General features: G+C 69.0%; 22 protein-coding genes. 8 read left to right on the plus strand and 14 right to left on the minus strand.

The window, feature by feature from the left end:
• Positions 1 to 182 precede the first annotated feature (182 nt).
• From ACVBEQ_RS18540 to ACVBEQ_RS18555, 4 genes are all read right to left on the minus strand, one after another.
• Complete coding sequence (locus tag ACVBEQ_RS18540; RefSeq protein WP_447154776.1) at positions 183 to 884, minus strand: hypothetical protein; 702 nt, start codon at positions 882 to 884, stop codon at positions 183 to 185.
• A 52-nt stretch (positions 885 to 936) separates the two neighbouring features.
• Positions 937 to 2,790 (minus strand): substrate-binding and vWA domain-containing protein, encoded by a 1,854-nt coding sequence (locus tag ACVBEQ_RS18545; RefSeq protein WP_447154777.1) that lies wholly within the window; start codon positions 2,788 to 2,790, stop codon positions 937 to 939.
• A 248-nt stretch (positions 2,791 to 3,038) separates the two neighbouring features.
• Entirely contained in the window at positions 3,039 to 3,668 is a 630-nt protein-coding gene (locus tag ACVBEQ_RS18550; protein WP_447154778.1) for an alpha-ketoglutarate-dependent dioxygenase AlkB, read from the minus strand.
• Positions 3,669 to 3,846: 178 nt separating this feature from the next.
• Positions 3,847 to 4,128, minus strand: a complete 282-nt coding sequence (locus ACVBEQ_RS18555; protein WP_447154779.1) for a hypothetical protein — start codon at positions 4,126 to 4,128, stop codon at positions 3,847 to 3,849.
• Positions 4,129 to 4,353: 225 nt separating this feature from the next.
• Between ACVBEQ_RS18555 and ACVBEQ_RS18560 the strand changes: the two genes are divergently transcribed.
• The gene (locus ACVBEQ_RS18560; protein ID WP_447154780.1) at positions 4,354 to 5,493 is read left to right on the plus strand and encodes a trans-sulfuration enzyme family protein; all 1,140 of its coding nucleotides are present in this window, start codon (positions 4,354 to 4,356) and stop codon (positions 5,491 to 5,493) included.
• A 14-nt stretch (positions 5,494 to 5,507) separates the two neighbouring features.
• Here the strand turns inward: ACVBEQ_RS18560 and ACVBEQ_RS18565 are convergent, their stop codons facing one another.
• The 4 genes from ACVBEQ_RS18565 to ACVBEQ_RS18580 form a co-directional block, all read right to left on the minus strand.
• Entirely contained in the window at positions 5,508 to 6,071 is a 564-nt protein-coding gene (locus tag ACVBEQ_RS18565; protein WP_447154781.1) for a pyridoxamine 5'-phosphate oxidase family protein, read from the minus strand.
• A gap of 201 nt (positions 6,072 to 6,272) precedes the next feature.
• On the minus strand, positions 6,273 to 9,224 hold the full coding sequence (locus ACVBEQ_RS18570) for a vitamin B12-dependent ribonucleotide reductase (protein WP_447154782.1): 2,952 nt from the start codon (positions 9,222 to 9,224) through the stop codon (positions 6,273 to 6,275).
• Positions 9,225 to 9,369: 145 nt separating this feature from the next.
• Complete coding sequence (nrdR, locus tag ACVBEQ_RS18575; RefSeq protein ID WP_447154783.1) at positions 9,370 to 9,918, minus strand: transcriptional regulator NrdR; 549 nt, start codon at positions 9,916 to 9,918, stop codon at positions 9,370 to 9,372.
• A 301-nt stretch (positions 9,919 to 10,219) separates the two neighbouring features.
• Positions 10,220 to 10,834, minus strand: coding sequence for a LysM peptidoglycan-binding domain-containing protein (locus ACVBEQ_RS18580; protein ID WP_447154784.1), 615 nt, complete (start codon positions 10,832 to 10,834; stop codon positions 10,220 to 10,222).
• A 374-nt stretch (positions 10,835 to 11,208) separates the two neighbouring features.
• On the opposite strand from ACVBEQ_RS18580, the gene lexA reads away from it, so the two are divergent.
• Positions 11,209 to 11,895 (plus strand): transcriptional repressor LexA, encoded by a 687-nt coding sequence (lexA, locus tag ACVBEQ_RS18585; RefSeq protein ID WP_447154827.1) that lies wholly within the window; start codon positions 11,209 to 11,211, stop codon positions 11,893 to 11,895.
• A gap of 79 nt (positions 11,896 to 11,974) precedes the next feature.
• On the opposite strand, the gene tatA is transcribed toward lexA, so the two are convergent.
• The 5 genes from tatA to ACVBEQ_RS18610 form a co-directional block, all read right to left on the minus strand.
• Positions 11,975 to 12,349: a Sec-independent protein translocase subunit TatA gene (gene tatA, locus ACVBEQ_RS18590; RefSeq protein WP_447154785.1), complete on the minus strand. Its 375-nt coding sequence runs from the start codon at positions 12,347 to 12,349 to the stop codon at positions 11,975 to 11,977.
• A 200-nt stretch (positions 12,350 to 12,549) separates the two neighbouring features.
• Positions 12,550 to 14,067 (minus strand): GTPase HflX, encoded by a 1,518-nt coding sequence (hflX, locus tag ACVBEQ_RS18595; protein ID WP_447154786.1) that lies wholly within the window; start codon positions 14,065 to 14,067, stop codon positions 12,550 to 12,552.
• Between the two features lie 278 nt (positions 14,068 to 14,345).
• Positions 14,346 to 15,299: a diaminopimelate epimerase gene (dapF, locus tag ACVBEQ_RS18600; RefSeq protein WP_447154787.1), complete on the minus strand. Its 954-nt coding sequence runs from the start codon at positions 15,297 to 15,299 to the stop codon at positions 14,346 to 14,348.
• Between the two features lie 4 nt (positions 15,300 to 15,303).
• Positions 15,304 to 16,269, minus strand: coding sequence for a tRNA (adenosine(37)-N6)-dimethylallyltransferase MiaA (gene miaA / locus ACVBEQ_RS18605; protein ID WP_447154788.1), 966 nt, complete (start codon positions 16,267 to 16,269; stop codon positions 15,304 to 15,306).
• Positions 16,266 to 17,057, minus strand: coding sequence for a class III extradiol ring-cleavage dioxygenase family protein (locus ACVBEQ_RS18610; RefSeq protein WP_447154789.1), 792 nt, complete (start codon positions 17,055 to 17,057; stop codon positions 16,266 to 16,268). The genes miaA and ACVBEQ_RS18610 overlap by 4 nt, the downstream gene beginning before the upstream one ends.
• A 1,170-nt stretch (positions 17,058 to 18,227) precedes the next feature.
• On the opposite strand from ACVBEQ_RS18610, the gene ACVBEQ_RS18615 reads away from it, so the two are divergent.
• Together ACVBEQ_RS18615 and ACVBEQ_RS18620 are read left to right on the plus strand one after the other, a co-directional pair.
• On the plus strand, positions 18,228 to 19,511 hold the full coding sequence (locus ACVBEQ_RS18615) for a DUF349 domain-containing protein (RefSeq protein ID WP_447154828.1): 1,284 nt from the start codon (positions 18,228 to 18,230) through the stop codon (positions 19,509 to 19,511).
• An 8-nt stretch (positions 19,512 to 19,519) separates the two neighbouring features.
• Positions 19,520 to 20,227 (plus strand): nucleoside/nucleotide kinase family protein, encoded by a 708-nt coding sequence (locus ACVBEQ_RS18620; RefSeq protein WP_447154829.1) that lies wholly within the window; start codon positions 19,520 to 19,522, stop codon positions 20,225 to 20,227.
• Here ACVBEQ_RS18620 and miaB read toward each other — a convergent pair.
• Positions 20,207 to 21,721 (minus strand): tRNA (N6-isopentenyl adenosine(37)-C2)-methylthiotransferase MiaB, encoded by a 1,515-nt coding sequence (gene miaB, locus ACVBEQ_RS18625; protein ID WP_447154830.1) that lies wholly within the window; start codon positions 21,719 to 21,721, stop codon positions 20,207 to 20,209. The genes ACVBEQ_RS18620 and miaB overlap by 21 nt on opposite strands.
• Before the next feature lie 430 nt (positions 21,722 to 22,151).
• Between miaB and ACVBEQ_RS18630 the strand changes: the two genes are divergently transcribed.
• The 4 genes from ACVBEQ_RS18630 to ACVBEQ_RS18645 all read left to right on the plus strand — a co-directional run bounded on the left by ACVBEQ_RS18630 (position 22,152) and on the right by ACVBEQ_RS18645 (position 25,705).
• The gene (locus tag ACVBEQ_RS18630) at positions 22,152 to 22,880 is read left to right on the plus strand and encodes an amino acid ABC transporter ATP-binding protein (protein ID WP_447154831.1); all 729 of its coding nucleotides are present in this window, start codon (positions 22,152 to 22,154) and stop codon (positions 22,878 to 22,880) included.
• 50 nt (positions 22,881 to 22,930) lie between these two features.
• Positions 22,931 to 23,926: a glutamate ABC transporter substrate-binding protein gene (locus tag ACVBEQ_RS18635; protein ID WP_447154790.1), complete on the plus strand. Its 996-nt coding sequence runs from the start codon at positions 22,931 to 22,933 to the stop codon at positions 23,924 to 23,926.
• Between the two features lie 163 nt (positions 23,927 to 24,089).
• Positions 24,090 to 24,791 (plus strand): amino acid ABC transporter permease, encoded by a 702-nt coding sequence (locus tag ACVBEQ_RS18640; protein ID WP_447154791.1) that lies wholly within the window; start codon positions 24,090 to 24,092, stop codon positions 24,789 to 24,791.
• Positions 24,788 to 25,705, plus strand: coding sequence for an amino acid ABC transporter permease (locus ACVBEQ_RS18645; RefSeq protein WP_447154792.1), 918 nt, complete (start codon positions 24,788 to 24,790; stop codon positions 25,703 to 25,705). The genes ACVBEQ_RS18640 and ACVBEQ_RS18645 overlap by 4 nt, the downstream gene beginning before the upstream one ends.
• Positions 25,706 to 25,715 lie beyond the last annotated feature (10 nt).

The raw sequence follows: 25,715 nt of genomic DNA on the forward strand, positions 1-25,715 counted from the left end.
GATCCGAGTTAATGGGGCGAACCGCCGCTGCGGTGCGATCGGGCCCCGAGGGCCGGTCGGGCCCGGGCAGGGCCGATCGGTCAGGCGCACGGGTCTCCCGGGGTCGGATCGCTCGACGAGCGAACGGCTGCTGAGGGGTCTACCCTACCCACCCGCTGGGCGGCTCCGGTCCGCTTTGGGCTTCACAGCAGTGCCCGGGTGGATGACGCGTCAGCCTCCAGTTCAGCGAAAACACCCCGGATCGCGTCGAGTGAGTCGTTCACCTGTGCGGCCTCTGTCACACCGTCGGTCTGCACGCCGACGAGATCGGCCGTCGTCGACAGCTCGAGGAGCTTGGCGTACACCTCCCCGACCTCCTCGACGGCCTCGCCGAGCTTGTTCAGCAGCTCGGACCGGCGCTGCGTCATCCGTTGCACGGAGGCGCGGACCTCACCCGACCGCGGCAACTGCCGGGCCACCCCCTCGGCACGGCCAACGGCGTCGTCCACCGCATCGACAGCGCGGGCGACCCGGTTGGCCACGCTCTCCGCGCTGCGGGCGGCCTCGACGGCCTGGCCGGCGGTCATCGCGACGGCGGGTTCGAGCTGCTCCTGCTGCAACCGACCGAGGTCCGCGCGGTAGCCGTGCAGCGTCGCGACCAGGCCCGCCTGCACGGTTCCCGGCCGCAGCGGCGGTGGTTCCGGTTCGGTGGTCGCGTCGTCACCGTCCGCCCGGACCGCGCCGCCGACCACGGCGGCCACCCCGAGCATCCCCGCCCCGACGAGGCCGACGGCTCCCACCGGCAGGCCGATCGCCCACGCAGACCCGGCGCCGACGCCAGCGACGACCAGGCTCCACGGGTCCTTCAGCGCCCGCCCCGCACGGGACAGGAACGAGCCGGCCATGGACGGGTCCGATCGGTCGGGACTGCTGGACGGGCGACTGCCCGCCGGACGGTCAGAAGTTGGACAGGACGTCGGCGAAGACCTTGTCGATAGTCGCCGGGTTACGGGCATCGTAGGCGGCCGCCTGGGAAGCCTCCGAGATCTTCTGCAGGGTGGCCAGGTCCGCGTCCGGCCCGTAGGCGATGGTGAAGACCCGTACCTCGTTCTCCTGGGCGTTGTTCTCGAGCTGGCCGATCAGCCCGTCGAGGTCATTGTCGGTGTACTCGTTCCGCCCGTCGGTGAGCACGACGACCGCGTTGATCGACGCCGGGTCCTGGCTGGCGTTCATGTCGTCGGTCGCCACCTTGGTCGCGGCGTACAACGGCGTGCCGTTCAGCGGGGTGAGCCCGGCGATGGCGTCGGTGATCGGCGTGCGGGTCTTGCTCAGCGGCCCGACATCGACCAGGTCGGCGGTGATGGTGTCGGGGGTCGGCAGGTCGGTCGTGAACACCCAGAAACCCACCTGATCGGTGTCGACCAGCTGCCCGAGGGCGGTCGTCGCCGCCGACTTCGCCAGCTCCAGCTTGGACTTCCCGCCCGACCCGGAGTCGGCGCTCATCGAGCCCGAGACATCCATCAGGATCAGCACTCTGGCGCTCTTGCGAACGTCGGCCCACAGCGACCTGACGTCGCGCAGCACGTCCGGCCCCGGCGGGTTGAGCGCGACCTTCACCCCGTCGGCGATCAGGTACGGGCTGGAGGTGATCGGCTCGCCCGGTTCACCGTCGGCGGTACGGAAGAAGCTGTCGGTGAACACCTTCTGCTGCTGCGGTTCCACCAGGTACGCCTGGAAGTCCGCGGCGCCGGCCTTCTTGTCCGGCGACGACCACGGCGCGTCGAGGATGACGAACGGGCTGTCGCTGTAGAGCGTTCCCTCCTTCGGGTACACCGCGACCAGCGGCACCTTGGGCGGCGCGTGCTGCCCGAGGGTCTTCGGGTCGCCGCTCGGATTGCCCGCGTTGTAGTCCAGGACGCTCTTCTCCTCGACCGCGGCCGCCGACAGATAGCCGAGCGCCGCACCCTGGTCGTCGGCCCGCTGCAGGTTGGACAGATAGGTCAGCGTCGTGTCGCCGTAGTGCACGACCGACGTCTCGACGTCCTTCAGGTACTTCTGCACCTCGGGCTTCTTCAGCGCGGCCTCGGTCAGGTCGGAACTGGTACCGGTCGCGGCCACCAGGGTGCCGATGGTGGCGGCCAGCCCCGACGTCGAGACGGTGGGGTTGGTCTTGCCGAGGGTGAACTTGCCCCACTCGGGGTGCCCCTTCGACGCCCACCCCTGCTTGTCGGTGGCCAACGCCAGCACATCGGACCAGCCGATCTCGGCGTCCGGCCAGCCCAGCGCCTTCGCCATCGGCTCCGGCATCGCCAGCACCAGCGGTGTCGAGGCGATGCTCTCCGACGTCGCCGGGACGATGTTCGGCCGGTCCTTCGCGGTCAGGTCGCTCTTGAGCAGGCTGACCCAGGTCGACGCCGCGGGTGTCCACACATCGGGCGCCGGGCCGTTGAGGTTTTCGTCCCAGCCGGCCGCGAGGTTCGCCTCGGCGGTGCCCGACGCGGCCGAGTTCACCACGATGTCGAAGCACTTGCCGTCCACCGTGCGGCCGGAATCCCGGTAGGTGTTCGCGATCTGCTTGAGCAGCGCGGCTTTCTCGCTCGACGCGGCGACGGTCACGGTGGTGCAGCCGTCCCTGGGAGCCTGCTGCGCCGTGCCGGCGTCACCGCTGCCGGCGGTCGGCTCCGTGCTGTCGCTCCTGGTGGTGAAGTACCGGATGCCGACGATCAACACGACACCGGCGATCACCGCCGCGATGATCGGAACCTTGCTGCTGCGCTTCCCGGACGACCCGGCCGGCGGATATGACGTCACCGGTTTCCCCCTCCCCATTCGGCCGACGGCGTCGCCGAGTGGGCGCGTCGCGGGTCTTCGGTAACGGCCTGCCGCCGGTGTGGGGCGAACCGATGACGCCTATTGTGCCCGGATTGCGAGGTCCGTTACTTGCTACGACCCTCGTTCTTGTTGACCTTGCGCTGCGCGAGCGCCGAGACGATCTTGTTGACCCAACCCATGACTGTCTTCATGGGCCCCAGGGTCCCACGCGATCGACTCGCCGCTGCTCAGGCGACCCCGACCGGGCGGAACTGGATGCTGATCCGCGGGCCGACCGGTCTGGACGTCTTCGGGATCGCGTGCTCCCAGGTCCGCTGGCAGCTGCCGCCCATCACGATCAGGTCGCCGTGGCCGAGTGGGAACTTCAGGCTCTTTCCCCCGGTCCGCGGTCGGAGGGTCAGTGCCCGGGCAGAACCGACGGAAAGGATCGCCACCATGGTGTCGGAATGCGAGCCGCGGCCGATGGTGTCCCCGTGCCACGCGACACTGTCTGCGCCGTCCCGGTAAAGGCACAGTCCGGCGGTGACGAACGGCTCGCCCAGCTCGGTGGCGTAGTGCCTGTTGAGCGCGGACCGTGCCGCCGTGAGGAGGGGGTCCGGGAAATCGGTGGCGCCGCTGTACCAGCAGAGCAGCCGCGGAACGTCCACCTCCCGGTCGTACATCTGCCGCCGCTCGGCCCGCCAGGGCACGTCCGCCAGGAGCCTCTCCAGCAGCAGATCGGATCCCAGCAGCCAGCCTGGAAGATGGTCGACCCAGGCGCCGTCGGACAGCTCGACCCGTTTCACCCGCCCGGCGAGGGCGGTCAATTCGGGTTCGTCCGCGGTGTCGAACATCGACGGCTGGTGAAGGACGCTCACCGTTGCAGGATACCGCGGCGATCGAACGTATGTACTGGATCATTGCTTACATCAAGTCAGCCTCAACATAAACATGTGGACGGTACCTGCTGTGGCTGCCTCTCAGCGCGCCCCTGATAGTCGCCGCTTTGTACCGCACTCGGATGACCGCACGCCGGAAGGGACAGAATCGCCCGTCTCACGTTTCGGCAACGATTTCGTAGACAGCGATGTCCACCGCGTCGACACCGTGTTCGGCCTGGCTGGCCGTGTTCTTTCGGACATCGCCGGCGAAGGCGTCGGCGGCTTCACGGTCCTGAAAGACGATGAAGGTGTGCGAACGAGCGTTCTGCTCGGCCCAGTAGCCCTTAACCAGACCAGGGGCGTGGCGGACGCCGGGCACAATGTGCGCCAGGAGCTGTTCCCGTGCCGCAGCCATCCGATCCGGATCGATGTTCCACGCTCCGATGACCACCCACATGTGCCCACTCCTCTTGGCGCCGTTGTGAATACCTGCGAGACGCTACGCGAGCCCGCAACGCCACCACCTCAGCATTTCTTCGATGATGAGGGCGATCAATGGACACGGCTGCGTCTGCGGCGGCTTGCTGCTCGCTCGTCGCGTCATATCGGCGATCCGGCACTTGACGCAGGCAACTACCCAGTACGTAGGTCCGACACATCCGTCGGCATAGGCTCCGCGTCCATGAGCAACGAGGAGCAGCACGGTCGGCAGCGGGCGGAAACCCTTGCGGTGACGGCGGGCCGGCCGCCGGCGCATCCCGGGCAGCCGATGAACGAACCGCTGGTGCTGGCGTCGAACTTCCGGGCCGGCACCGCGGAGTCACCGGTCGTCGAGTACTCCCGCGACGGCGGGACAGCGAGCTGGGAAGCACTCGAGGAAGCCGTGGGTGCGCTGGAAGGCGGGTCGGCGGTGGCCTTCGGGTCCGGCATGGGCGCCGCGTCGGCCATCCTGGAACTGGTGCCGGTGGGCGCGCACGTCGTCGTCCCCACCGATTCCTATGCCGGCGTGAAGAGCCTGCTGGCAGAGGGCGCGAGCCTCGGCCGGTGGAAGGTCACGACGGTGGACATCACCGACACCGCGGCCACCAAGGAGGCCGCCTGGGCTGCCGACGTGCTCTGGCTGGAGTCCCCGACGAATCCGTTGATCGACGTCGCCGACCTGCCCGAGCTGTGCCGGTTCGGCCGCGGCACCGGGGCAATGGTGGTGGTGGACAACACCTTTGCCACGCCACTGGGCCAGCAGCCGCTCGCGATGGGCGCCGATGTGGTGCTGCACAGCGCGACCAAGTTCATCGGTGGGCACTCTGACCTGCTGCTCGGCCTCGCGGTGGCCGGGAACCCGGACCTGCTCGGGCGGTTGCGGACCCGGCGCCGGCTGGCCGGCGGGCTGCCTGGTGCCCTGGAGGCCTTCCTCGCCCTGCGCGGTGTGCGGACGCTCGCCGTCCGGCTGGCCCGGTCACAGGAGTCGGCGGGCGTGCTCGCGCACCGGCTGCACCAGCATTCCGCCGTGTCCCGGGTGCGGTACCCCGGCCTGCCGGACGATCCCGGGCACGACCGGGCGGCGGCCCAGATGAACGGCTTCGGGGCGATGCTGTCCTTCGAGGTACGGCGCGGCGCGGACGCGGCGGAGTCCGTCGCCCGGTCGGTCCGGGTGATCACCCACGCGACGAGCCTGGGCGGGGTCGAATCGACGATGGAGCGACGGGCGAAGTACGCGAACTCCGACCACGTTCCGGCCGGCCTGCTCCGGCTGAGTGTCGGTGTGGAGCACGTGGAGGACCTGTGGCATGACCTCGACGTCGCGCTCAATGCCGTGCGCTGATCGGGTTCTCGCGATCAGCCAGTTGCAGGTGGCAGGGCGGGCAGCCCGTCGATGCTGGCACTGTTGTGCTTGCGCCGGTAGTCGTCGAAGTAGGACTCGTCGCGGCGCTCCTGGGCTCGGTCGAGGACATCGCGGTCCTGACGAAAGTCCATCAGCGGCAGCGAGAACCCGCAGCTGTCCGCGATCCGGTCCAGATCGACGACGATGATCGACCGCTGCCCCGCCGTGCGGTCCTTGCCGAACGCCGGCCTGATCTCGTCGAACTCGGGGGCGCCCGGCAGCACCGCCCGGCCGGTTCCGTGCAAGCGGACGATCTTCGGTGGTCCGTCGAACGCGCAGAACATGATGACGATCCGGCCGTTGTCCCGCAGGTGGGCGATCGTCTCCGCGCCCGATCCGGTGTAGTCGAGGTACCCGACCCGCCGGGGCCCGAGCACAGCGAAGGTTCCGGCCATGCCCTTCGGCGAGACGTTCACGCTGCCTTCGGTTCCCGACGGCGCCGTCCCGACGAAGAACACGTGCTGCCGGTCGATCCACCGGGCGAGCTTGTCGTCGATCTCGCTGAAAACTGTTGCCATCCGACGATGGTGGCATCCAGCGGCGTCCGCGGACGAATCACGGTCCGAAGCGTTCCCGCGGGAACGTTTCTCCCCCTCTGTGCCCGATCGACACTGGCGCCTGACACCTGCACAACGCACAACCGGGCTCCGGACATGGCGCCGGGCCCGGCCGCGTCGTCACGACGCGACCGGGCCCGGAGTCTGTTGGGCGCAGCAGGATCAGCTGCAGCCGGAGGTGGAACCGCATCCCTCGCACACGTAGCACGCGCCCGAGGGCCGCATCTTGGTGCCGCAGGTGAAGCAGAGCGGAGCGTCCGCGGACTTGCCGATCACCATCTCCAGCAATTCCGTCGAGGAGCCTGCTTGACCGATTCCGCGAGCGGCCGGCTTCTCGGACGACGCGGAATCGTTTGCCTGAACGCCGGTCTCGACGGCGGGGCGGACGATCGGCGTGACGTCGATGGTGGTGCGCAGATCCTCGACGACATGCTCCTCATCGGTGGCAGTGCCGGATCCGTAACTCGCGGACACCTGGGCCACCCGCTCCTCCGCGGAGAAGATCCCCAACTCGGCCCGCGCGTCGACCGGTAGGTAGTCGAGCGCGATCCGGCGGAACAGGTAATCCATCACCGAGGTGGCGATCCGCACATCCGGGTCGTCGGTCATCCCGGCCGGCTCGAACCGCAGGTTGGTGAACTTGGCGACGTAGGACTCCAGCGGGATGCCGTACTGCAGCCCGACGGACACCGCGATGGAGAACGCGTCCATCACACCGGCCAGGGTCGAACCCTGCTTGCCCAGCTTGATGAACACCTCACCGAGGCCGTCGTCCGGGTACGAGCCGGTGGTGAGGTAGCCCTCGGCACCGCCGACGGTGAACGACACCGTCTGCGACGGGCGCTTCTTCGGCAGCCGGCGACGAACCGGTCCGGTCACCACCGGTGCCACGGCGACGGCCTGAGCAACGTTGGAGATGTCGGCGGACTTCTCGCCGTGGTTCTTGTTCGACACGGACAGCGGCTGGCCGACCTTGCAGTTGTCCCGATAGATGGCCAACGCCTTGAGGCCCATCTTCCAGCCCTGCTGGTAGATCTCGGCCACGTCGTCGACGGTGGCGTTCTCCGGCATGTTGACGGTCTTGGAAATGGCACCGGAGATGAATGGCTGCACGGCGGCCATCATCCGGACGTGTCCCATCGGTGCGATGGACCGTTCACCCATCGCGCAGTCGAACACGCTGTAGTGCTCCCGCTTGAGGCCGGGGGCGTCGACGACGTGTCCGTGCTCGGCGATGAACTCGACGATCGCCTCGATCGACTCCTCCTGATACCCCAGCGAGCGCAACGCCCGCGGCACCGTCTGGTTGACGATCTGCATGGAGCCGCCGCCGACCAGCTTCTTGAACTTGACGAGGGCGAGATCGGGCTCGATGCCGGTGGTGTCGCAGTCCATCATCAGCCCGATCGTGCCGGTCGGGGCGAGGACGGAGGCCTGGGCGTTGCGGTAGCCGTTGCGCTCGCCGGTGGCAATGGTCTCGGCCCACGCGGTGGTGGCGAGCTTGAGGGTCGTGGCGTCGTTGCCGCCCACAGCCCGGATGTAGTCGTTCGCCGCGGCGTGCTTGCGGATGACCCGCTTGTGCGCGTCGGCGTTCCTGGCGTAGCCGTCGTACGGCCCGACGACCCCGGCCAGCTCGGCGGAGCGCTTGTAGGCGACGGCGTTCATCAGCGAGGTGATGGCTGCCGCGAGCGCCCGGCCGCCCTCGGAGTCGTAGGCGTGACCGGTGGCCATCAACAGCGCACCGAGGTTGGCGTAACCGATGCCCAGCTGCCGGAAGGCCCTGGTGGTCTCCGCGATCGGCTGCGTCGGGAAGTCGGCGAAGCAGATCGAGATGTCCATGGCGGTGATGACGAACTCGACCGCCTTGGCGAAGGTCGCGCCGTCGAACACACCGTCGTCGGACAGGAACTTCATCAGGTTGAGCGACGCCAGGTTGCACGAGGAGTTGTCCAGGTGCATGTACTCGCTGCACGGGTTGGAGGCGTTGATCCGGCCCGATTCCGGGCTCGTGTGCCAGTCGTTGATCGTGTCGTCGTACTGGATGCCCGGGTCAGCGCACTCCCAGGCCGCCTGCGTGATCTTGCCGAAAAGCTCCCGCGCGTCGACGGTTTCGATGACCTCACCGGTCTGCCGGGCGCGCAGGCCAAAGGTGTCACCCGCATCGACAGCCCGCATGAACTCGTCCGACACCCGCACGGAGTTGTTCGCGTTCTGGTACTGCACGGAGATGATGTCCTCGCCGCCGAGGTCCATGTCGAAGCCGGCGTCCCGGAGCACGCGGATCTTGTGCTCCTCCTTCGCCTTGGTCTCGACGAACTCCGCGATGTCCGGGTGGTCGACGTCCAGCACGACCATCTTCGCGGCCCGCCTGGTGGCGCCACCGGACTTGATGGTGCCGGCCGAGGCATCGGCACCGCGCATGAACGACACCGGGCCCGAGGCGGTCCCGCCGGAGGACAGCAACTCCTTGGAGGAGCGGATCCGCGACAGGTTCAGGCCCGCGCCGGAGCCGCCCTTGAAGATCAGCCCCTCTTCCCGGTACCAGTTCAGGATCGCGTCCATCGTGTCGTCGACCGACAGGATGAAGCAGGCCGAAACCTGCTGCGGGGACTGGGTTCCGACGTTGAACCAGACCGGCGAGTTGAAGGCGAACATCTGGTGCAGCAGCATCCAGGTCAGCTCGTGGGAGAACACCAGTTCGTCCTCGTCGGTGGCGAAGTACCCGTTCGCCACGCCTGCCGCGGTGTAGCTGGTGACCACCCGGTCGATGATCTGGCGCAGGCTCGACTCACGGGTCGGGGTCCCGACGGCGCCGCGGAAGTACTTGCTGGTGACGATGTTGGTTGCGTTCACGGACCAGAACTCGGGGAACTCGACGCCGCGCTGCTCGAAGTTGACGGTGCCGTCGCGCCAGTTCGTCATGACGACATCGCGGCGCTGCCAGGTGACCTCGTCGTAGGGGTGGACACCGGGTGTGGTGAACAGCCGCTCGAGGTGCAGCCCGCGCGCACCGTTGGCCTGACCGGCAGGCGCAGGCCGTGACCGGCGACCCTTGGTGCCCGGCGCCTGCCCTTCGGCTGATGACGATCCGGGTGCACCGATGGTCTCTGTCATGTGGGTCCTTCCCCTGGTGAATCTCCCCCGGTCGGCGGTGGGAGTGGTGACGACGCGTGCCGATGAAATCTCGGCCGAGCTGAACGATTGGAGTTGTGGAGCCATTGGCGTGGGCCGCGCTGCCCGCTGGGACGAGCTGGGCGGATCAGCCCACGCCGACTGGAGGCGGCCGGAGGTCTGGCGGGACGCCGGCACCGATGCCTGCCGACTCTCCCGATCCGGGGTGCGGTGTCGGCGGGCCGTCGGATGGCACTGCGGCGCGCATGTTCCGGATCTCGGCGGCGAAATCCTCTGCCGAGGTGAACGAGCGGTACACGGACGCGAATCGCAGGTAGGCCACCTCGTCGAGCTTGCGCAGCGGTCCGAGGATCGCGAGGCCGACGTCCTGGCTCTTCACCTCTGCCTGCCCCAACCCGCGCACGTTCTCCTCGACCTGCTGGGCCAGTTGTGCGATGGCATCAGGATCGACGGGCCTGCCCTGGCAGGCCCGGGTGACACCGGCGATCACCTTGCTGCGACTGAACGGCTCGGTCACGCCACTCCGCTTGACCACCGACAGCAGAGACTCCTCGAGCGTGGTGAACCGCCGGGAGCACTCGGGGCACGACCGCCGGCGACGGATCGCCTGGCCGTCCTCGACCTCGCGCGAATCGATGACCCGGGAGTCGGGGTGACGGCAGAACGGGCACCGCATCGCCGATCACCCGCCTTCCGAATCGACTGCCGCAGGAGCTGTGTTGATGGTGTGTTGACAACGGTGTGGACAGCTCGAACCCGGTCTCGCGATCACTGCTGCATGTGGATCGTGATGTGTACGACCGGTGCGCAACTGCTCCGCACTGTGGACAACTCCCACCGATGGTGGCACAACCTGTTGATATCTTACATCAGTGTAACTACCAGATGTAGGGGTTGACGGTAGATCGCGGACCAACCGAAACGCAAGCCGGAATGGCGTGTCGGTGCGAAATTTCTTGCCTCCGGTCCCGTCTCCGCTACTCGGTCGAGGACGGCACGCGAAGGACCACGCCGACCGGAAGAACACCGCCTGTGACGTCATTGAGTGCCTTGATCTCCTCGATGACGGCGCGTGGGTCCCGATCGGGGGCAGCCTCCCCCGCGATCGACCACAGCGTGTCGCCGGGGGCAACCGTGACGTCAACCATCCGAGGCGCGGCGGCGCTCGACGCCAGTGCCACGCTGACGACAACCGCCGCCGCCAGGACCGTCACCGTCAGGGCCAGTCGCGCCCAACGATCGACCCGGTAACCCTCCTCCGCCGTCGCCGTCGCCGGCGCAGGCTGCTGCACCTCGAGCGGCACCACGACCCGCGACAGCGCACGGGCTGGAATCCCCCGCCGCCGGCGATCGGCCTGCCGCCGGGCCAACCGCTCGGCCGCGCCGCCCCGCCGAACCCGACGCTCCCGGGCGCGCCTACCCGATTCGGTGACGGCCTCTGTGGGACGGTGCTCCGCAGCACCGGCGGCACCATCGATAGCCGCCCTACGGATGCCACCAGGGGCTGCACCGGCCAGCCAACCGGTGGGATCGACCGGTAGCGCAACCCAATCCCGATCTTCGAGCCGGGACGTCATCAGCTGTGTCCTCATCGCTCACCTCGACCTATCTGACCGGCGGGACCGGTCGTCCATCGCTGCTCCAAGTCCGCTCCCGGACGACTCGACGAGCCGCACAGGTCGAACGCACGTTCTATCGAACGCCTGACCGCTTTCTACACCGGACCACCGACAGTGGGAAGATTCATCGGCGTGTCAATCGAACGCCTGTTTGAATTGTGACCTTCACAAACCTAGGGTTGACCCAGGTCGGGAACGGCCGGGGCCGCTCGGCCCCCGTCATCACCGGCCGCGTTGAACACCTGGGAGGACACACCGTGGTTACCGACCACAACGATCAAAGCGGCACTGATCCAAGCGGCACAGCAAAGGACCCCGACGCCGCCTCGGACGCCGTCGAACTCGAACTGGACCCCGTCGTCGTCGAGATCACCGCCGAGGTGGTGGACTTCCCGGACGCGGAGCCGCCGGCCGGACGGGTGCTGACGATGCGGCAGCACAAGATCCTGCAGGTCATCCGCGACTCGGTGGAACGCCGCGGCTACCCGCCGAGCGTGCGGGAGATCGGTCAGGCGGCCGGCCTCAAGTCGCCGTCATCGGTCGCTCACCAGCTCAAGGTGCTCGAGAAGCGCGGACTGCTCCGCCGCGACCCCAACCGTCCCAGGGCCGTCGACATCCGTCCCATGGAAGACGTCATGGAAGAGTCGCCGCAGCAGCCGACGCCGACCTATGTGCCGGTGGTGGGACGCATCGCCGCGGGCGGCCCCATCCTGGCCGAGCAGGCGATCGAGGACGTCTTCCCGCTGCCGAAGGACCTCGTCGGCGATGGAACCCTGTTCCTGCTCCGGGTGGTCGGCGACTCGATGATCGATGCCGCCATCACCGATGGCGACTGGGTGGTCGTGCGCCAACAGCCCGTGGCAGAGAACGGTGACATCGTCGCGGCGATGATCGACGGCGAGGCGACCGTGAAGACGTTCCGGCGCAAGGACGGTCATGTCCTGCTGATGCCGCACAACGCCGCGTACCAGCCGATCTCCGGCGACGACGCCGTGATCCTCGGTCGCGTCGTCACGGTGCTGCGCAAGCTCTGAGCCCGGATCGCAGAAGAACAGCAAAGCTCCCGCGGTTCGAGAACCGCGGGAGCTTTGTTCTATGACGTGTGGTGAGCCGTCAGGTGCGGTGTTCGTCCACGGGGGTCGACCCGGCGACGGGCACTCCGTTGACCAACGGGGCCGCGGCCGGGTACTGGGTGGCCGGGTACTGAGCCGCAGGCTGAGCGGTCGGGTATTGGGGAGCGGTCGGCGCGGCCGGCGTCCCCATGATCTGCGCGGTCGGCGTCGCCACCGCGGCGGAGGCGTCGGTCTCGCCCGGGGTCTGAACCTTCTTCGACTTCTCGTCGTCCTCATGCATCGCACTGACCTCGGACTTGAGGATGCGAAGTGAGCGACCCACACCGCGGGCCGCGTCGGGCAGCTTCTTGGCGCCGAACAACAGGATGAACACCGCCAGGACGATCAGCCAGTGCCACCAGGACAAAGTTCCCATGCTGCCTCCTCGGACCTGACGACGGACGCGACAACGAGTCCGTCGTGTGTTCGTTCGATGTTCGGTACCTACGCACGTACCACGGGTCGGTTCAACCCGCAGTCGAGCGATGCGCCTTCAGGTTACCCGCGACGCCGACGGCTGACACCCGCCCTTTCGGGGCGGGCATCAACGAATCGGACCAAACGGATGCTGTGACGTCAGCTGACGGCGACGAACGGCGCCAGCACGCCGGCAAGATCCGGATACACCCGCGCGTGCAGGCGGGTGCCGTACGCGGTGTGTTCCTCGTCCAGCACCGTTCCCTCGGAATGCACCCTCGACACCAGTGCACCCTCGGTGAACGGCATCAGCACCCGGAGCGAGACCGCGGGATCCGGCAGCGCGCCGGCGATCACCCTGCGCAACTCGTCGATGCCGGCGCCGGTCCGCGCCGAGACGAAGTGCGCGCCGGGTAGCGCGTGGCGCAGCCTGGTCAGCGTCAGCTCGTCGGCGGTGTCGATCTTGTTCACCACGATGATCTCCGGGACGGCAAGCGCGTCGATCTCGCCGAGCACCTCACGGACGGCCCCCACCTGGTCCTCGGGATGCTCGTCCGAGCCGTCGACGACGTGCAGCAACAGGTCGGAGTCGGCGATCTCCTCGAGGGTCGACCGGAAGGACTCGACCAACTGATGCGGCAGGTGCCGGACGAATCCGACCGTGTCGGTGAGGGTGTACACCCGTCCGTCGGTCGTGCGGGACTTGCGGGTGGTGGGATCCAGGGTCGCGAACAACGCGTCCTCGACGAGCACCCCGGCGTCGGTGAGCCTGTTCAGCAGTGACGACTTCCCCGCGTTGGTGTAGCCGGCGATCGAAACGGCCGGAACCGCCTTGGCCCGGCGCTGCGAACGCTTCGTGTCGCGCACCCGGCGCATGCCGGTCAGGTCGGACTTGAGCTGCGAGATCCGCTTGTGGATCCGCCGCCGATCGATCTCCAGTTTCGTCTCACCCGGACCGCGGGAGCCGATACCGGCACCGGCCGCCACCCGGCCACCACGCTGCCTGCTCAGGGCCGCACCCCAGCCGCGGAGGCGCGGGACGAGGTAGTTGAGCTGCGCGAGCTCGACCTGCGCCTTGCCTTCTCTGGACCTGGCGTGCTGGGCGAAGATGTCCAGGATGAGCGCGGTCCGGTCGACGACCTTGACCTTCAGCCGCTCCTCCAGGTTGCGGAGCTGGCTGGGGGTCAGCTCGCCGTCGCAGATCACGGTGTCGGCGCCGGTCGTCTCGACGATCTCGATCAGTTCGGTGACCTTGCCAGAACCGATGTAGGTCGCGCCGTCCGGGTGGCTGCGGCGCTGGACCAGCGCCTCGAGCACCACCGAGCCGGCGGTCTCCGCCAGCCGTGCGAGCTCGGCCATCGACGCCTCGGCGTCAGCCGCGGTGCCGCCCGCCCAGACGCCGACCAGGACGACCCGCTCCAGCTGCAGCTTGCGGTACTCGACCTCGGTGACGTCCGTCAGCTCCGTCGACAAACCCGCGACCCTGCGAAGGGCGGCCCGGTCGGCCAGGTCGCGATCGCCCTGGGTGCTGAACCCGTCCTGGGTGGCAAACCCGTCCTGGACAACGGCGCTGTCCGCCGGGTCGCGGCGACGACCGAAAGTGCGGTCGATGTCGAAACCGTCGCCGGCGTCGAAAACGGAGTCGTCAGGGCCGGCAACGTGCGGTTGATCGACCATTCCGCTGCCCCTGCCCTCGTGCGATTCGGTGGTGATGTCTGATCCTCCGGAAAGGTGAATGTCCGCGAACGCGGCGTTACTCGTTATCTCGTCGAATTGCTGTGTTTTCCCACCTGCGGCCTGAGCGGCTCTGCCGGCGTCCGCCGCAGAAGTGGGACTCACCGGGCGATGCCCGGCGGCTGGCGAAGGAAAGTGAGAAGTCATATGTGTCCAGGGTGCCACGGATGGCCAACGTTTTTCTGTTGGAAGCCGCACAGCCTTCGGCGGAATAGCCGGACCTAACGGTGGCGCTGCCAGAAAACGTCGTCGAGGCGGCCCGCCGCAACGACGACCGCGGGCCCGGCCAACGTGCACCCGTCCGCTGAGACGTCGATCCGTACCGAGCCGCCGAGAACATCCACGGCGACCGACCCGCTGGTACGACCCGTCGAGGCGAGGTAGGCCGCTGCGACCGCGACGGTGCCTGTTCCGCACGACCGGGTCTCGCCGACCCCCCGCTCGTGCACACGCATGGCCACCCGGTCGGGACCCACCTGGGTCGCCACCTCGATGTTGACGCCGTCCGGGAACACGGTCGGGTCGAACCAGGGTTGGGCGGCGAGATCAAGTGTGGCCAGGTCGATGTCGGCCAGGCAAACGAGGTGCGGATTGCCCACGTCGACGGCGACGCCGGAGAATGACCGTCCGGAGATCCGGGTCGACGTCTCGGCACCGAGCCGGGCGGGGCCCATCTCGACGGTCACGTCACCATCGGGCGGGACGTCGGCGACGCGCATCCCTCCGCGGGTGTCGAAGACCAGCCGCCCGGGCGGCACCCAACCGGCGTCGACCAGGAAACGGGCGAACAACCGGGCACCGTTGCCGCACATCTCGGCCAGGGACCCGTCGGCGTTGCGGTAATCCATGAAGTACTCCGCCGGACTGTCCGCCGCCGCGGGGGCGATCCGGATCACCCCGTCGCCGCCGATCCCGGCGTGCCGGTCGCACAGGGCCCTGACCTGCGAAGAGCTGATGACGAGTGTTCCGTCCGGGTCCGGCAACAGGACGAAGTCGTTCTCGGTGCCGTGGCCCTTGAGGAATTCGATCCCCCTGGGAAGTCGCTCCGACCCGACATCGGACTGCGTACCGCCGGACTGCACGCCGCCGGACTGCACGCCGCCGGACTGCACGACGCCAGAGAGCGGACCGCCGGGGACGCCTGCGGGACGCGCTCCGGGAGGGATGACACTCACTCGATCACCCTACGACCGGGGCACCGGCCACGGCCGCCAGCGCACGCCCGAGCAGGTTCGGCTCGGTGGCGTCGAGATCGATCATCCGCCGGTCGCGTCGGAACCAGGATCGCTGACGCCGGACGAAACGCCTGGTGGCGGCCGCCGTCGTGACGATGGCCTGCTCGAGGTCACTGTGGCCGTCCAGCACTGCCAGCAACTGGGCGTACCCGAGGGCCCGTGGCGCGGTCACCCCGCGGCGCAGACCGGCCGCGTCGAGCGCCCTGACCTCGTCGAGAAATCCGGCCCGCACCATCGCCCGGACGCGATTCTCCAGGCGCTGGTCGAGGTCTTCGTTGGGCCGGTCGAGGCGGAGCAGCACGGCGTCATACCGGGGGTTGCCCCACCGCGGCAGGGTCGCTGTGAACGGCCGCCCGGTGAGCTCGATGACCTCCAGCGCCCGGACGATCTTGCGGCCGTTGGCCGGCCCGATCGCCACCGCGGCGGCCGGATCACGCTCGAGGAGTGCGTCGAACAGCGGCCCGACGCCGTCGCTGGCCAGCTCCTGTTCCAGCCGCCCGCGGACCACCGGATCCGTTGCGGGGAAATCCATGTCGTCGATGACGGACTGGATGTAGAGGCCGGATCCGCCGACCAGGATTGCCGTCCGGCCACGGCCGCGGATGTCCTCCACCGCGGCCCTGGCGTCCCGCTGGTAGGACGCGACCGTCGCGGTCTGGGACACGTCGAGCACGTCCAGCAGGTGGTGCGGCACCCCGCGCCGCTCGTCCGGCGGCAGCTTGGCGGTGCCGATGTCCATGCCGCGGTAGAGCTGCATGGAGTCCGCGTTCACGACCTCGCCGTCCAGCCGTTCGGCGAGGTCCAGGGCCAGCTCCGACTTGCCGGTGCCGGTGGGGCCGGCGACGACGATCAGCCGCCCCCGATCGGCGCCGGGGGTCGCATCGACCAGCCCGTCTCCTCCGGGGCTCATGCCGAATCTCCGGTGGTCCAGCGCCAACAGGAGACGACGTAGCCGACTCCCATCGGCGCACCGGAATACAGCACCCGCGCGTGAGAGGGCGGACGCCCGTCGGTGACCTGGGCCAGCACCCGCAGCGGGTCGACGCAGGCCAACAGTGCCGCGTTGAGTTCGCTGTCGGCGCACGCCGTCGCCAGGGCTGCCGGATCCCCGTCCGCAAGCGCCCGGACGATCAGGTCGTCGAACGTAGCCGCCCTGTCGTCCCGGCGACCGGGAGCCTCGTCACCGTGGCAGGCCGCCCCGTCGGCGATCACCAGCAGCGCCACCCGCGCGACGGAACCGGCATGTTCGGCCAGTTCGACGGCGACCTGATCGGGATCGCCGTCGATCTCGACCGCGGTGGCCGGCGCGGTGATGGCGGCCGTGGTCAGGAGATATGCGGCGACGAACGTGCCGGTCGAGAAGTCGTCGGCGTCCGGTCCCCCGCCGGGCGCCAGCTCTACCGGGGCAACGGCGGGATGGTCGCTCCGCACGATCCCTGCCGACCTGAGGGCAACTCCCGGGTTCAGCCACCGCGACGGGCCGGACGGGCGTCCTGCGGGCCCGGACGTTGTTGCCGCCGTTGACCTTTCGGACTGACGGCCCGCGGAGCTCACGACGTAGACGCTGTCGGCTGCGGGCAGGGCGGACAGCGCCTGCTCGCAGGCGGCTCGAACGTCGGGGTGGCGGAACCCGAGCGCGTCGGCAACCCCCTCGACCAGGAATGGGGCGCCGGGGCACACCGCAGCTCCGACGATCACCACGCCAGGCTAATCGGAGCGCGGTGACGCGGTTCCGTTCGCCGTCAACGTCCCTGCCCCCGCTCTCGCCCCGACCAGCACGGACGGGCACACTGGGGCGTGACGTCTGCCACGCAGACCATGGAGTGCAGGGGTGCCGCAGGGTGCCGGGAACCGCAAGGCTCCCTCGAGCAGTAGGAAGGTCCGCCGATGTCCGACGACAGCATGCCCGGCCCCACGGCCGACGATTCGCAGCGGGACGACAGAGCCACGGTTCCGGCGCCCCCGCCGGGCCCGGACATCCCACCCGACGATCCCACCGGACCGCCGCCGGCCCCTGAGGTCCCAGACCTGCCCCGCATCCCCGATGACGTCCCTGCGCCCCCGGCCCCGGCGCTGCCGGACGCTGCTGTCCAGAGCACGCCGGTGCAGGAAGCGCCGCCCGCCGCCGAGGTGCCGGTCGTCGTGGCGCCGGTCGCCGAGCCGGCCGCCGTCGAGCCGCCCTCCGTCGAGCCGCCCGCGGTCGAGCCGATGCCGAGCGTGACGCCGCCGACCCCGCCGGTTCCGATGCCGACGGTCACGCCGCCGAACCCGCCGGTCCCCATGCCGACCGTCACGCCGCCCACGCCGGAACCGGTACCCACGCCGGAACCGTCGCAGGCTGCGCACACCGAACCGCACCACCACGAACCACCGGTCACGCTGGCCGACATCGTCGATGAGCCGGCGGTCGTCACCGAACCCGAAGCCGCGGCCCCAGCGGTTCCCGACGCGGCGCATCATGCCGCGGCCGCAGACCACCCGGTGGTGATGACCGAACCCGAAGCGGCGGCGACCGGAATCTCCGAGGCGGCGCTCACCGGCCAGACCGAAGCGACCGCCGCACCCGAGCCTGCCGATCCGACCGGCGTCCCGGGCGGTACCGGACCTGTGGAGGCGGCCGGCCTCACGGAGGCAACCGGCTCCGCTGACGCGACCGAACCCGCTGAGGCGACCGGACCCGACAGCCCGGCCGTCCCTCCGAACGCCGCCGGCACCCCGAACACACCCGGCACCCCGAACACACCGGGCGCCTCCACCGCGCCGAAAGGCCAGCGCCCTGCGGGCCAGCGACCCCGCTCCGGACGTCCGGGCGGGCCGGGTGGACGCCCCGGCGGACCCGGCGGTCGGCCCGGTGGTCGCCCCAGCCCGGTGCCGAACGCTCCCGCCCACGGCGCCGGCCATGCCCCCACGCACGGCGGAGTGGTCGAACCGGTCATCGAGTCGATCGACCCGCACCTGTGGGGTCGGATCGACGAGAACGGCGTCGTCTACGTCCAGACCGCGGCGGGCGAGCGGGTGGTCGGCAACTGGCAGGCCGGTGACACGGAAGCGGGCCTTCAGCACTTCGGCCGCAAGTTCGACGACTTCTCGACCGAGATCGCGCTGCTCGAGGCCCGGCTGGCATCCGGCACCGGCGACCCCAAGGCCACCAAGGCCCAGGCGGTCGCGCTGCGGGACGCCGTCGAGACGCTGCCGGCCATCGGCGATCTGGACAGCGCCGCGGTGCGCCTGGAGATCGTCATCGGCGCTGCCGACGCGGCGATCGCCGGTGCATCGCATGCCAGGACCGCCGCCCGCGCCGCCGCGATCAAGGCCAAGGAGGCGCTCTGCGTCGAGGCCGAGTCGCTCGCCGAATCCACTCAGTGGAAGGCGACCGGCGACCGGTTGAAGGCGATCGTCGAGGAGTGGCGGACGATCCGCGGCATCGATCGCAAGACCGACGACGCGCTGTGGAAGCGGTTCGCGAAGGCCCGCGACACGTTCACCCGTCACCGCGGTTCGCACTTCGCGGAGCTCGACAAGCAACGCGGCGCCGCCAAGGACGCCAAGGAGGCACTGATCACCCGGGCGGAGGCATTGTCCGACGCCACGGACTGGGGCGAGACGGCGGCCGCCTACCGCGGCCTGATGGAGGAATGGAAGGCCGTCGGCCGAGCCCCCAGGGACGTCGAGGACGCGTTGTGGGCCCGCTTCCGGGCCGCCCAGGAGAAGTTCTTCTCCCGGCGCAACAAGACCTTCTCCGATCGCGACGCCGAATTCGAGGCGAACGCGGCGATCAAGGAGAAGCTTCTTGCCGAGGCCGAGAGCATCGACCCTGCACAGGGTTTGGATGCGGCGAAGGCCAGGATGCGGTCCATCCAGGAACGCTGGGAAGCCGCCGGCAAGGTTCCCAGGGACCGGATCCGCGAGCTGGACTCACGGCTCAAGGCGATCGAGGACAAGGTGAAGTCGGCCGAGGACCGTCATTGGCGCCGCACCGACCCGGAGACCACCGCACGGGTGGAGCAGTTCCGGGCCAGGGTCGACTCCTACCGGGCTCAGGCCGCCAAGGCCCGCGCGGCCGGTGACGACCGCAAGGCCAAGGACGCCGAGGCGCAGGCGGCGCAGTGGGAAGAGTGGCTCAGGACGGCGCAGAGCGCCGTCGACGGATGACCGACCCGGTGGGGCCGGCCGCGGTGCCGGCGGACCCCACCGAGCTGGTGAGCCGGGTGCGCCGGCTGGCCGCGAGCCGGTCGCGCGTCGTGGTCGGCATCGCCGGTGCGCCCGGCGCCGGGAAGAGCACGCTCGCGGCCGCTGTCGTCGCCGGGTACGGGCCCGGGGCTGTGCTGGTCGGCATGGACGGCTTCCACCTCGCGCAGCGCGTGCTCGACCAAGCGGGCACCGCGCCGGTCAAGGGAGCACCCGAGACCTTCGACGCCGCTGGGTATGTCGCCCTGCTGGAACGGCTGGCCGAGCCGGCGTCCGACGTCGTGTACGCCCCGGAGTTCCGCCGCGATCTCGAGGAGCCCATCGCCGGTGCCGTCGCCGTGCCGCCCGCCACACGAGTGGTGGTGACCGAGGGCAACTACCTGCTGCTGGACGAGGCGCCGTGGAACCGGGTGCGCGCCCTGTGCACCGAGGTGTGGTTCTTGGACGTCCCCGATGACGAGCGGGTGGACAGACTGGTCAGGCGGCACGTGCGTTTCGGCCGGCTCCCCGACGAAGCCAGGGACCGAGCCGTCACCGGCACCGACGGTCGGAACGCCGGCCTGGTCCTTGCCTCCCGCGGACGCGCCGACCTGCTCCTCATCACCCCGACCGTCACCCCGGCCGTTGGCCCGACCCGGAACCCGGACGAAGCGTTGGGGTCAGCGCACCGAACAGGCTGACGCTGCGGCGACCGGCGCTGCGGGCCGACCGAGTCCGGGCATCCCGAGCCCGACGCCGGGCGTCCGCAACGTGCTGCCGGCCTCGAAACGGTCCCCCGCGCGGGTCCGGCGGTGGGTGAGCACGCCGCCGTCGGCCAGCAGGTGGTGCGGCGCGGCGGCGGTGACGGTGGTGGTGATGACGTCACCCGGACGGATCGCGCCGTCCGAGATCGCGACCTCGCCGGCGCCGTTCGGAGTGAAGTGCACCAGCCGGCCGTCCCTGGCCCGACCGGACAGCCGACCGTTGCCCTCGTCCTTACGACCCTCGCCGGATGCCACCAGCACCTCGACGCCGGTCCCGACCAGCGCCCGGTTGCCACCCAACGCAGACTCGTCCACTACGGCCATCAGCCGCTGGAAGCGCTCGGTGACGACCTCACGCGGGACCTGGTCCGGCATGCCGGCCGCGGGGGTGCCGGGGCGTGGCGAGTACTGAAAGGTGAAGGCAGCAGCGAACTTCGACGCGGCGACCACATCCAGGGTGGCCTGGAAGTCGTCCTCCGTCTCGCCCGGGAAGCCGACGATGATGTCGGTCGTGATGGCGGCGTCGGGCATCGCCTCGCGCACCTCGGACAGGATCGACAGGTAGCGCTCGCTGCGGTAGGAACGCCGCATCGCGCGCAGCACCCGGTCGGATCCGGACTGCAGCGGCATGTGCAGCTGATGGCACACGTTGGCCGTCTCGGCCATCGCGTCGATGACGTCGGTGGTGAAGTCCTTCGGATGCGGGGAGGTGAACCGGACCCGCTCCAGACCGTCGATCGTCCCGCAGGCCCGCAGCAACTTGGCGAACGCCGCCCGGTCGCCGAACTGGACACCGTAGGAATTGACGTTCTGGCCGAGCAGGGTGACCTCGAGAACGCCGTCGGCGACGAGCATCCCGACCTCGGCGAGCACATCGCCGGGGCGACGGTCGGCCTCCTTGCCACGCAGTGACGGCACGATGCAGAAGGTGCAGGTGTTGTTGCAGCCGACGGAGATGGAGACCCAGCCGGAGTAGTGCGAGTCGCGCTTGGCCGGCAACGACGACGGGAAGACGTCCAGCGACTCGAGGATCTCCAACTGCGCCTCGTCATTGTGCCGCGCGCGCTCCAGCAGGACGGGCAGCGACCCGACGTTGTGGGTGCCGAAGACGACGTCGACCCACGGGGCGCGCCGGAGGATCTCGCTGCGGTCCTTCTGTGCCAGGCAACCGCCGACGGCGATCTGCATGCCGGGACGCTTCGCCTTGACCGACGCCAGGTGGCCGAGGTTTCCGTAGAGCTTGTTGTCGGCGTTCTCCCGGACGGCGCAGGTGTTGAACACGACAACGTCGGCCTGGTCCCCGGCGGCGACCGACCGGTATCCGGCCTGCTCCAGGAGCCCCGAGAGCCGTTCGGAGTCGTGCACGTTCATCTGGCAGCCGTACGTCCGGACCTGATAGGTGCGGGTATCCGGGGTCGGGTGCTCACCCACCCGGTCTACGACGGCAGAACTCACGCCGATCAGCGTACGTGGCGCGCCCGGTGCCCCGAACCGCTCGCAACGCCCCGGTGTCGGGCAGATGGAATCGCGTAGTTGCCTTCTCATCAGAGCCGGTTCGAAATAGCATGACTACCCACCGCGACACGGTCCGTACGGCAATCTCCTGATCAACCTGCGTCCGGCCCAGACGCCTCGCCGATACCGCTCACCGTACGGTGACGACGATCCGGTCAAACCAGTCACACCACGCATAGTTCGCCATGCTTCCGTAAAGGTTTGGTGACTACACACCCCGAACGGTGCCGCCGCTCCGCTCGATATGACACTCTCGGTCCACTGTGCGGCCGACGTGCCGCGGGACAACCCTTCGGGAGGGCTTGTGAGCGTAGAGGCCGGCGTCACGTCCACAACGGGCCGACCGATGATCAGCATGGGCGATGTCGAGAAGCACTTCGGGCCGCTGCACGTCCTCAAGAACATCCAGCTGGACGTGCCCGCCGGTCAGGTCGTCATCGTGATCGGTCCGTCGGGCTCGGGGAAGTCCACCCTGTGCCGGACGATCAACCGGCTCGAGTCCATCGACTCCGGGGACATCGCCATCGACGGTGTGCCGCTGCCCGCCGAGGGCAAGGGGCTCGCGCAGCTGCGCGCCGACGTCGGGATGGTGTTCCAGTCGTTCAACCTCTTCGCGCACAAGACGATCCTGCAGAACGTCACGCTGGGGCCGATCAAGGTCCGGAAGATGAACAAGAAGGCCGCCGAGGACCTCGCGATCTCGCTGCTCGAGCGGGTGGGCATCGCCGAGCAACGTGACAAGCTCCCCGCGCAGCTCTCCGGCGGTCAGCAGCAGCGGGTGGCCATCGCGCGTGCGCTGGCGATGAAACCCAAGGTCATGCTGTTCGACGAGCCGACCAGCGCGCTCGATCCTGAGATGGTCAACGAGGTCCTGGATGTCATGGTTTCGCTCGCCAAGGAGGGCATGACGATGGTCGTCGTCACGCACGAGATGGGCTTCGCACGGAAGGCCGGCGACCGGGTGCTGTTCATGGCCGACGGCGAGATCGTCGAGGACGCGCCACCCGAAATCTTCTTCACGAACCCGACGAGCAACCGGGCGAAGGACTTCCTCAGCAAGATCCTCACTCACTGACCTGCGGCCGGGACCGACCCGCGCCGACGATCATCGGAAGGAACGACCGAATGAGACTCCGCAAGATCGCATCAGCCGTGGCCGGGGCGGCCGCCCTGGCACTCGTCGTGACGGGATGCGGCAGCAGCGCCGACAACGCCGCGTCGAGCGTGACGAGCGCCGTCGGGGCCGCCACCAGCGCGGCGGCGAGTGTTGCCTCCGAGGCGACGTCCGCGGCCGCCAGTGCAGTGAGCGGGGCAACCAGCAGCGCCAGTTCGGCAGCGGAAGGCGACTCGCAGGTGCTCGGCGCCGCTCAAGACGGCAAGCTGGTCGTCGGCATCAAATACGACCAACCGGGCCTGGGCCTGAAGAACCCCGACAGCACCTTCTCCGGGTTCGACGTCGAGGTCGCCAAGTACGTCGCCAAGAACCTGGGTGTCGACGAGGCCAACATCGAGTTCAAGGAAGCGAAGTCGGCCGAACGCGAGGGCCTGATCGAGCGCGGCGAGGTCGACTACATCGTGGCGACGTACTCGATCACCGACACCCGCAAGGAGAAGGTGAACTTCGCCGGGCCCTACTTCGTCGCAGCGCAGGACCTGCTGGTCAAGAGCGACAACACCGAGATCACCGGACCGGAAGCGATGGCCGGCAAGATCCTCTGCTCGGTCACCGGTTCCACCTCGGCGCAGAAGGTCAAGGACACCTACGCGGCGGACGTGGCACTGCAGGAGTACGGCACGTACACCGAGTGTGTCGAGGCCCTGCGTTCCGGCGCGGTCGACGCGGTGACCACGGACAACGTCATCCTGGCCGGCTACGCCGCGCAGTACCCGGGTGAGCTCAAGCTCGTCGGGAAGGGCTTCTCGACGGAGAACTACGGCATCGGCCTGAAGAAGGACGACACCGCGGGCACCGACGCGATCAACGCGGCCATCCAGGCGATGATCGACGACGGCAGCTGGCAGAAGGCGCTGGACAGCACCGTCGGGCCGTCGGGCTTCACCATCCCGGCCCCGCCGACCCCCGGCAGCCTGGCGTCGGCGTCAGCCGCACCGACCAGCTGACGTAAGACCGTCTCATCGGTCCCCGGGCACTCACTGCTCGGGGACCGGTGAGTTCAGCTCCACCCGGTAGCCAACCCGCATGGATCCCGTCAGCCCTGATGTGCCGGCGCTCACACGTCCACCGCTCGACTCGTGTGACGCATGAGCACAGAGAGGAGAACCGGTGGACTTCAGCTTCCTGTCCGACCCGAGATACAACGTGCTCGGGGCGTTCTGGCTGACCGTGCAGCTGACCTTCTGGTCGGCCATCGGTTCCTTCGTACTGGGCGTCCTGCTCGCCGCGATGCGGGTCAGTCCCGTCCCGCTGATGCGCGGGTTCGGCGGCGGGTTCGTCAACGTCATCCGCAACATTCCGCTGACCCTGATCATCATCATGATGTCGCAGGTCATCGCGAATCAGCTCGGCGTGCGGCTCGCGACCAGGGAGGCCGGCGTCAACCCGCAGGCCTTCCTGGACAACCAGAACTTCCGGCTCGCGGTCGTCGGCTTCATCATCTACACCTCCACCTTCGTCTGCGAGGCCATCCGCTCCGGCATCAACACCGTCCCGCCCGGCCAGGCGGAAGCGGCCCGCGCGATCGGCCTGACGTTCACCCAGGTGCTCGGCATCGTGGTGCTGCCGCAGGCCATTCGTGCCGTGATCGCCCCGCTGGGTTCGGTGCTCATCGCGCTGACCAAGAACACCACCGTCGCCTCCGCGATCGGGGTGGCGGAGGCCGCGCTGCTGATGAACACCCTGATCGAGAACGAGGCGGACAAGTTCACCGCGGTCTTCCTGGTGATCGCCGCCGGCTTCATCGTGCTGACCCTGCCGACCGGGCTGCTGTTCGGCGCCCTCGCCAAGAAGAACGCGGTGAAGCGATGAGCGAGCGCGCCACTGTTCTCTACGACATCCCGGGGCCGAAGGCCAAGCGGCTCAACATCATCCTGAGTGTCGCTTTCGGGCTGCTGCTGGCCCTTCTCGCCTGGTGGGTCATCTCGATCCTGGCGTCGAAGAACCAGCTGGAATCCGCCAAGTGGTCGCCCTTCCTGGAGGGCCAGAACTGGACGACCTACCTGCTTCCCGGACTGTGGGCGACGCTGCAGGCGGCTTTCGTCAGCGTCATCATCGCCCTCCCGATCGGTGCCCTGCTGGGCATTGCCCGGTTGTCGGACCACGCCTGGCTGCGCTGGCCGGCGGGCGTGATCGTGGAGTTCTTCCGGTCGATCCCGGTGATCATCCTGATGCTCTTCGCTTTCCAGCTCTGGTTCGCCGTGCTGGGCGTCTCGAGCCCGTTCGCCGCGGTGGTGATCGGCCTCGTGCTCTACAACGGTTCGGTCCTGGCTGAGGTGGTCAGGGCCGGGATCCTCGCGGTGCCGCGCGGGCAGACCGAGGCGGCGCTGGCGATCGGGCTCAACAAGACCCAACTGATGACGATCGTGCTGCTGCCGCAGGCCGTGACGACCATGCTGCCGGCCGTCGTCAGCCAACTGGTGGTCATCGTCAAGGACACCGCGCTGGGCGGCATCCTGGTCGGCTACGTCGAACTGCGGCGGGCGGCGAACACCTCCGCCAGCTTCTACGGCAACCTGCTGCCGACCTACGTCGTCGTCGCCGTCATCTACATCGTCATCAACATGGCACTCAGCTCGCTGTCGCACTACCTGGAGCGAAAGCTGCGGACCCGGCGAGGTGGCCAGCGCATCGTGAAGATCGACGACGCAGCCCAGACCGATCTGCTGGCGGCGCGACAGACCATCGAGGTGCTCAACGTGCCCGGCGTCGACGAGCGCCGTTGACCGTCCCGTC

The sequence above is a fragment of the Nakamurella sp. GG22 genome (genome assembly GCF_052976845.2).